Raw genomic sequence first — 8,272 nt, 5'->3', positions numbered from 1 at the left:
TGGTCTGTTGATGATCGCTTCCCCCTGGCTGTTTGACTTTGCCAGAGGTGGTGCTGAGACATGGGTGCTGGTCGTGGTCGGCGTTCTGGTACTACTTCAAACCATCATGACGGATTTCGAAGTAGGTATCGTGAAGATGATTCCTATGCAGACTCACCTGATGATGGACTTCGGTATTGGCGTCATTCTAGCGCTCTCTCCCTGGCTGTTTGGTTTTGCGGACTATGTTTTCACCCCGCATGTGATTTTTGGGGTGTTTTCTATACTGGCTTCCCTGACAACGCACCGCGTACCAAGCAGGGCCTACAAAACCAAAACCGCCAACGAAGACCCGTTGAGATAAACCGGTTTATCTCCATTCCCAAAACAGGCTGGCTTTAATTAGCCAGCCTGTTTTATTTTGCCTGTACCTAAGCGTATAAATGCCTAAATTTGCAGAATGAATTTCCTATCAGCAGAAAATATATCCAAGAGCTTTGGCGAACGCTGGCTTTTCAAGAACCTGAACTTTGGCCTCAGCCAGGGGCAACGGGTGGCATTAGTGGGTGTGAACGGCTCCGGCAAGACCACACTCCTCAACGTACTGGCCAGCAAACTCCCCCCCGATGAAGGCAGCGTGAGCGTGCGCAAAGAAGTGACCATTGGCTTCCTGGGCCAGAACCCGGAGTTTGATGAAGAGCTGACCGTGCAGCAGACCATATTTTCGGGACAGGGCGAAGTGCTGGACGTGATCCGGGAATACGAGGTAGCCATATCACATCCGGACACCAGCTCCGAAAAGATGCAGCACGTGATGGAGCGTATGGATGAGCTGCAGGCATGGGACTTTGAGGTTAAGGTGAAGCAGATCCTCTCCAAACTGGGTATCCAGAACCTGGACCAGCAGATCAAACACCTCTCCGGCGGACAGCGCAAGCGCGTGGCCATGGCCCGCGTGCTGATTGAAGAGCCCAGCATGCTCATACTTGATGAGCCTACCAACCACCTCGACCTGGATACCATTGAGTGGCTCGAAGGATTGCTCTCGACCCAGAACACGACCCTGCTGATGGTAACGCACGACCGTTACTTCCTCGACAAGGTGGCCAACGAAATAGCCGAACTCGACAACGGGCAGCTCTATACCTACAAAGGCAATTACAGCTACTTTGTGGAGAAGAAGGCATCACGGGAAGAAATGGCCGTAGCCGAAACCGAGAAAGCCCGCAACCTGATGCGCAAAGAGCTCGACTGGATTCGCCGGCAGCCCAAAGCCCGTGGCACCAAGGCCAAGTACCGGGTCGATGCCTTTGAAGAACTCAAAGAAAAAGCAGCCAAGAAGATAACAGCCCCGCAAATGGAGCTCTCCGTGAAAACGACCCGCCAAGGCGGCAAAATCATCGAGGTCGAGAAAATCTCCAAGTCCTTCGGCAACAAGAAAATCGTGGATAATTTCTCTTACGTGTTCAAGAAAAAGGACCGCATCGGTGTCGTTGGCCCCAACGGCGCCGGCAAGTCTACTTTCCTCAACATGCTCACCGGCAAACTGCAGCCTGACAGCGGCACGATCGATGCCGGCCAGACAACCGTGTTCGGTTACTATACCCAGGACGAGCTGACTTTCAAGGACGATCAGCGCGTGATCGATATTGTCAAAGAGATTGCAGAAGTCGTGGAGATGGCCAATGGCGAAGTGATCACAGCCAGCCAGTTTCTGCAGCACTTCCAGTTCCCGCCTGCCCAGCAGTATACCTTTGTGAGCAAGTTGAGCGGTGGCGAGAAACGGCGCCTGCAGTTGCTGCGCGTACTCATCAAGAACCCCAACTTCCTCATACTCGATGAGCCGACCAACGACCTGGACATCATCACGCTCAACATACTCGAAGATTTCCTGCTGAACTTCGGCGGCTGCATGCTCATGGTATCGCACGACCGCTACTTCATGGACCGGCTGGTGGACCACCTATTCGTGTTTGAAGGCGAGGGCAAGATCCGCAACTTCCCGGGCAATTATACCGACTACCGTGAGTGGCTCAAGGAGCAGGAGAAGGTAGAGCAGGTAACCAAACAGGCGGCCCCGGCTCCTGCAGCAGAGAAAAAACAAGAGCCATCGGTAAACAAGCGCAAGGCCAGCTACCAGGAGAAAAAAGAGTACGAGCAACTGGAGCAGCAACTGGCACAACTGGAAGCCCGCAAAACGGAGCTCACGGATGTAATGAATGCTGGCACCACCACCGACCACGCACAACTGACCGCCTGGGCCTCCGAGCTGGAAGGTATAAACCAGGAACTGGAAGAGAAGGAAATGCGCTGGCTGGAACTGGCCGAGCTGATGTAAGCTATACCTTCCTTTCATTTAAATCGCGATGGGATGCAGCCTGCCTGCTTTCATCGCGATTTTTATTTCAGCCCTTTCACCGTCACATAGGCGCCTTCGTTCTTCTCCCCTACCCGCACGATCTCGTTTTTAAATTTCTTGGGCTTGTTGATCGTTTTGTAAAAGCTGTCCAGGTATTTGAGAGACTGCTTCAGGGTGCTGCTGCTCAGCGGATCACACTGCCTGTATACAGCATAAATGGGGGTCTTGTAGGAGTTGAAGGTGTTGATCACCTCCGTGTAAATATTGTCCGGGAAGCTATACCCGCGGTAGAGCCGCTTCTTGACAGAAGGAATGCCCAACTCAGGTGGCGGCGTGGCATAGGGCGCGGACACAATTCCGCTGTAGTCGAAATCAAAGGGTACAGGTATAGGAGCAGCGAGCGAGTCCGTCGAAATGAGGTCAATGTTGTGGCGGAAAGGCACCGACCAGTCTGTGTTGCCGATCATATACTGAAAGACAGCCAGTTTGGCCATGGCGCGCTCTTCTGTCTTATCCATTCGGACCCTAACTTTAGCCGGCACCAGCTTTGCCTTGTTTCTGGTGGCCATTTCCTTGTCATCCTCGATCATGAAGGCGTAGCGCTGTTCTGTTTTCCGATTGCCCGTCACATCCACATACTCTACCTGGCACAGCCGCACCCTGAAGCTCTGGTCCGTGATGATGTTGTAGAGCTTATACACCAGGTATTCGCGGAGCACATAATCCTCATTTATACAATGCGTCACCAGCTTCACTTTGTTCACCTTTGCAAAGATGGTCCCTTTGGGCATCGTTTTCCGGATGAAATTGAGCATGATCGGAGGGAACCGGCACACTCTGGGGTCCCGGCGGCGGTTGCCGCGTACCATCACTTTCAGATCCAGCGTTTGGGTGGCTCCTGTCGAGTCTGTATAAGACAGGGTGGCCGGATGGTACTCCCGCTCATCGCCCCTGTCTCTGAGAAGTTTTTGGTAGTCTGTGGTTAGCTTTAGTTGGAGAACTTCATCATTTGTAAATAAAGGATTCTCTTTGATCCGCCTGCCCGCATCTGCTTCCTGCGCTCCTGCCGAATCACCAGCGCTTGCCAAGGGCTGCGCCAGCCCCGGCTGCCAAGACAGGACAACGCATACCAGCAGCAGGTATACCCAGCGGGAAGCAGGGTCACGCGTCAGTCGAAAAAGAGTAAGGGATAACATTTTCGCGATGGTTGATTCGGTTTTCAGGTTCGAACGGCCGTCAGCACAAACACCGGCCTGCGTAAGCGGTCAGCAGATTCAATTGTCCGGAACAGGAGGAGGCGGCCTGTTTTGGGTAAGCTTTTTTAGCTTCGGTTATACCTGGCCTATCGTTCAGTGCCGTTGTTGCCGCACTGGCAGCAGCCGGGCTCAGAGTCGCAGCTGCCTGAGGAGTTTCTGGGAAAAGAGCTCCCGCATCACCTTTCCCTTCATGACGGTAGAGTCCATTTTTATTTCCAACCGGATCGAGTCTTTCCGGGGCACTGCCAGGGTGGTGTCCATGGCCAGCTCGACCACCGTGGTATCTACACGCGGCACGACTACAACAGAGTCCATCTCGAATTTAAGCAGACGGGCAATCGTAGGTGCGATATCGATCAAGGTATGGCGGGTCTCCGTTTCACCTTTTCGGATACCTGGCCCCACTACCTCCAGGTAAATCTGCTGGCAGCCCGGGCAGTTGTCGCCGTGCTCGGTAAAGCCACCGTCTATTCCATCCAGGTGCCGGCCATGGTCGGCGGTGATAAAGAGGGTCGTCTTGTCTTTGTAGGCTTCATTCTCCTGAAGAAACTCCCAAAGCTGCATGACATACCTGTCGTCCCGGGAAATGCCCCTCAGGTAGTTCTCCCAGTTGCCGGCATGGGCAAACCCGTCGGGCTCCATAAAGTTGATGAGCATCAGGTTGGGCTTGTGGGTAGTCAGTATATTTTTCACCTCTATCAACGTGAGCGAATCCATCCGGTAACCGGTACCAGGGCCGTTTACGCCCGCATTCACCGAAGGCTGAAAAGTCCCCTTCCAGTCCGGCCGTTGCGTATCGGCCAGTATGTGCAGTTTGTCTTTGCTCGAAACGATCCAGGCGGCGGTGGCCGGTTTACCCGACTGCTTCAGAAAATACTGAAAGACGGAGGGATTGGCCGGATACTCATCGCCATAATTATCAATCGGCTGATTGACACCGGTCGTGATGGCCGTATGCCCCGAATTGGTATAGGTATAGGCATCGTTGAAAAAGTGCGGGAGGAAGTTGCCCTGCGGTTTTAGCTTGGTAGACATATTGGGTATCAGACCCGGCGTAGCGCCCCACGTTTCGGACCAGCGGGTACCGTCGATGACCACTATGATGACATTATCCGTACGGATTTCCTTCTCGCCTCCGGGAGGTGCAGCACAGGATAACAGCCCGGCATACAGCGCCAGGACAAAGGTATGGATCAGCCACTTGCTTCTGTTGACGCCACTTCCTGCCCTGCCAGCCTGTACGGATGCTGCCATACCTCTTCTACATTAAATCAGCCTGATTCCCATATTTATCTATACGAATCCAAGGCAAATTCAGGCACGCCCGCGCAACAGGGAGCGTATAGCAGGAGCATCTTCCGATAGTGGGGCGGAAACCGGTTGCAGCTCATGGCAGCTTGCCCAGCTCAATTTTAAATAACCTGGCGGCTGTTCTTGCGTTTACCCCAGAATATTGCCTTCTTTGCACTACCCAAAAACAAATGCATACACCAGCAGCCATAGCGACACTTTCTCTTCCAATGCCACTTGGCATGGAGCTGCTGCATGCTGTTTCCTCTTATTGCCTGCGTGCTTATCGTTACTGCTACGGTTATTATTACCGTTGCGATCACGCGCTCTCTCAGGCAATCAGACAAGATGTTACATCGTAAATAAGGGAAGTCCGGACAGACACCCCCAGCTGATAAAACTGAAGCAGAGCGAGAGCTCTGCTTTTTTCATTTATACCCAATCCAATTATAGAAATCAAGCACCATGAACCTGACACAAAACTACAGCAGCTATACCACCGAAAATCATAAGGTATGGACCATCCTCTTTGACCGCCAGATCCAAAACCTGCCCGGCAAAGCAATCCCGGAGTTCCTCGAAGGCCTGGGAAAAGTGGGCTTCAACCGGGAACACATACCGGACTTTGCTGAAATAAACCGGAAGCTGAAGCCCCTGACCGGGTTTGAAGTGGTAGCTGCCCCCGGCATCGTGGACGACGCGCTGTTCTTTCAGCTCATTGCCAACAAACAGTTCCCGGCTACGGTATGGGTGCGCACCATGGCGCAGCTCGATTACCTGGAGGAGCCCGACATGTTCCATGATGTATTCGGCCATGTGCCGTTGCTCACCATACCGGTGTACTGTGAGTTTTTGGCAAAACTCTCGGAGATGGCGCTCGGCCACCTGGACAGACCGGATATTATTGACCGGCTTACCCGCATCTACTGGTACACGATCGAGTTTGGCCTGTTCCGCCAGCCAGGGCAAAAGGCACAGATCTACGGCGCAGGCATCCTTTCTTCTGTTGGGGAGAGCAATCTTTCGGTATCGGAGGAGAGCGTGAAATACCCCTTTGATGTGCAGCACATCCTGAATTCCTCTTACATCAAAGAGACTTTCCAGAGCCAGTATTTCTGTATCAGCAGCTTCGAGGAGTTACTTCAAAGCCTGCCTGCCATTGAAGAAGCGCTGGCAAAGCTGCGCCAGCAGGAGTTGGCACCGGCTGAATAAACCGGATGTGTACGGAAAGTATAAAACCCGGCACTGTCTTTCCTCCGAAAGACAGTGCCGGGTTTCTTATTTCTCTTTACTATTCCGTTTTGCAGGAAGCGCGCCCTCCCTCGTTCTCGAAGTGAGCATAAAGTAGCGGGCTTAATGTGTCAGTTCGTGGCTGATCATAAAGCCCAGCTTGCGTGGACTGGACAGTTGTGCGTTCTCCAGTTTCTGCTTCAGCGTGATCTTTTCCAGATCGCTCACATCCTGGCCCATCAGGTCGTTGTTAACGGCTGCTACCATGGCACTTTCCACGATCAGGCGCAGGGTAGTATCATTGACCACATTGCGGGCAATCTGGTCGTAGGAGAGCTCGAGCTGCTTGACACCTTCTATACAGAAATGTTTCTCGATGTTGATCAGCATGCGCCCGACCAGGTAGCCCGGATCATCCAGGCGGTTGTACTTGATGGTATCGGCCATAAAGTTGTAGGCCATAATATGGCCGAAAAATCTCCTGCTGAAGTCTTCTTCTATGTAATCCGTGCGCATGATCTCGTAATCATCGGGGAAGGTGATGATGTTGGAGTGCATCACAAATACCAGCAGATCGCCTGAAAACTTGATCTGAAATTCCAGTTCACTGATGTTGCGGTACTCAATCACCACATCCGAATTATATTTGGTGATCCGTTCTGTCAGTTCTTCCACAAGCTCAATCGAGATCTCCTTCATGCGCTCAAAGGTCTCCTTGGTATGGCGGTAGATCGCTTGTTTGGTAGCGGATTTCTGCTGCAGGCCTGTTATAATATCATCGAGTCTGTCTTTCATAATCTTCAAGGGTAATCATTATTATTTTGGTCGGATTTAATTTGTACTCTACAAAATTGCAAATTGTTCTTAAACAAATCGTTATACCCTAACAATCAATACTTTAAATTAAAGAAAGCTTACAGTATTTTCTGTATTTCTTCCTGATTCATCCCGGCCAGTTGCTGCAGCACGGAGGCAGTATCCTGCGCGTAAGCAGCCGGTGCAGTCACTGTAGCGCAGGTCCCTATACCTGCTCCCCGGAATGCCACCTGCCGGATGCCGGGTCGGGATGTTGCACTTTGCAACAACATCGCCTGTGCCTGGGGCAGCTCAAACACTTCAGCCACACTGTTGACGGCACCCGCAGGTACATGCTGCCTGTGCAATGCCTCCAGCAAGGGCTCCCGTTCCTGCTGCCCGATCAGCTCCGCCAGTTTCCCGTTGACAGCCTGGCGGTGCTGCACCCGGGCGCGGTTGGTGGCAAAGGCCGGATCATCTGCTATACCTGCAGCGCCCAGCACCTGGCAGAGCCTCCGGAACTGCCGGTCATCGCCCACCGCCAGCACCAGCTGGCTGCCATCGCCGGTCGTAAATACACTGCCGTAAGGCACGATGTTAGGATGCTCGGAGCCCATCCGCTGCGGATTATGCCCGGCCACCAGGTAGTTGGTCGCCTGGTTGGCCAGCGCCGATACGGCCGCCTCCAGCAACGACACCGTCACATACTGCCCTTCTCCGGAACGCTCCCGCAGGTATAGCGCCGTCAGTATACCTTCCTTTAACTGATGGGCCGCCAGCACATCCACCAGGGCGACCGGCATCTTGGTAGGCAGCCCCCCGGCTTCTCCGTTCATGTACATAAAGCCGCTCTCTGCCTGCACGACAGCATCGTATCCGGCCCGGCTGTCCTGGGCGCCATACCCGGTTATGTGCCCGTAGATCAGCCTGGGGTTTAGCCGGCTGAGGGTCGCATAATCGACCTGCAGCTTTTCGGCATCGCCGGGCTTGTAGCTGGCAATGACCACATCTGCATTGACTGCCAGCCGGTGCAGGGCCGCCAGCGCCGGCGGATCGGTGATGTCGAGCGCTACAGACTGCTTGCCCCAGTTAGCCGCTGAAAAGTAGGCGGAAATATCGGTGGCCGCGTCTTCGGTGGGTAATTTCCATTTGCGGGTCACGTCGCCCTGCGTAGCGGCATTCTCTATTTTGATGACGGTGGCTCCCAGTTCCGCAAAGAATTGCCCCACGCTGGGCCCGGCCAGCACGCTAGCCAGCTCCAGCACCCGTAAATTTTTAAAAACAGCCGTTGCCATGCCGCTGTGATGTTTGGTTTTCGATGGGATTCATAGAGGTCCGAAGGTTTAGGTATACCTGCATGGGG

The 8,272-nt window shown here is 53.3% G+C and carries 7 protein-coding genes; 3 read left to right on the top strand and 4 right to left on the bottom strand.

The genetic code is table 11. The features are described 5' to 3' along the window. Both OB13_RS06930 and OB13_RS06925 read left to right on the top strand, forming a co-directional pair. Positions 1 to 343 (top strand): SPW repeat domain-containing protein (locus OB13_RS06930; protein WP_461489427.1); only part of this gene is annotated, 343 nt, incomplete at its 5' end. A gap of 96 nt (positions 344 to 439) precedes the next feature. Next, the gene (locus OB13_RS06925) at positions 440 to 2,317 is read left to right on the top strand and encodes an ABC-F family ATP-binding cassette domain-containing protein (RefSeq protein WP_461489426.1); all 1,878 of its coding nucleotides are present in this window, start codon (positions 440 to 442) and stop codon (positions 2,315 to 2,317) included. A 62-nt stretch (positions 2,318 to 2,379) separates the two neighbouring features. On the opposite strand, the gene OB13_RS06920 is transcribed toward OB13_RS06925, so the two are convergent. Further along, positions 2,380 to 3,534: a hypothetical protein gene (locus OB13_RS06920; RefSeq protein WP_461489425.1), complete on the bottom strand. Its 1,155-nt coding sequence runs from the start codon at positions 3,532 to 3,534 to the stop codon at positions 2,380 to 2,382. A 189-nt stretch (positions 3,535 to 3,723) separates the two neighbouring features. After that, positions 3,724 to 4,848 carry a sulfatase-like hydrolase/transferase gene (locus OB13_RS06915; protein ID WP_461489424.1) on the bottom strand — a complete coding sequence of 375 codons (1,125 nt, stop codon included), beginning with the start codon at positions 4,846 to 4,848 and terminating at the stop codon, positions 3,724 to 3,726. A 501-nt stretch (positions 4,849 to 5,349) separates the two neighbouring features. On the opposite strand from OB13_RS06915, the gene OB13_RS06910 reads away from it, so the two are divergent. Continuing rightward, positions 5,350 to 6,096 carry a phenylalanine 4-monooxygenase gene (locus OB13_RS06910; RefSeq protein ID WP_461489423.1) on the top strand — a complete coding sequence of 249 codons (747 nt, stop codon included), beginning with the start codon at positions 5,350 to 5,352 and terminating at the stop codon, positions 6,094 to 6,096. A gap of 141 nt (positions 6,097 to 6,237) precedes the next feature. On the opposite strand, the gene OB13_RS06905 is transcribed toward OB13_RS06910, so the two are convergent. Further along, positions 6,238 to 6,909, bottom strand: coding sequence for a hypothetical protein (locus OB13_RS06905; protein ID WP_461489422.1), 672 nt, complete (start codon positions 6,907 to 6,909; stop codon positions 6,238 to 6,240). A gap of 119 nt (positions 6,910 to 7,028) precedes the next feature. Beyond that, positions 7,029 to 8,204, bottom strand: a complete 1,176-nt coding sequence (locus OB13_RS06900) for a CaiB/BaiF CoA transferase family protein (protein ID WP_461489421.1) — start codon at positions 8,202 to 8,204, stop codon at positions 7,029 to 7,031. Positions 8,205 to 8,272: the final 68 nt, after the last annotated feature.

The organism is Pontibacter sp. HJ8 (assembly GCF_054824225.1).
The sequence above is the reverse complement of the archived record's forward strand: the minus strand, read 5'-3'. Positions and strand labels throughout refer to the sequence as shown.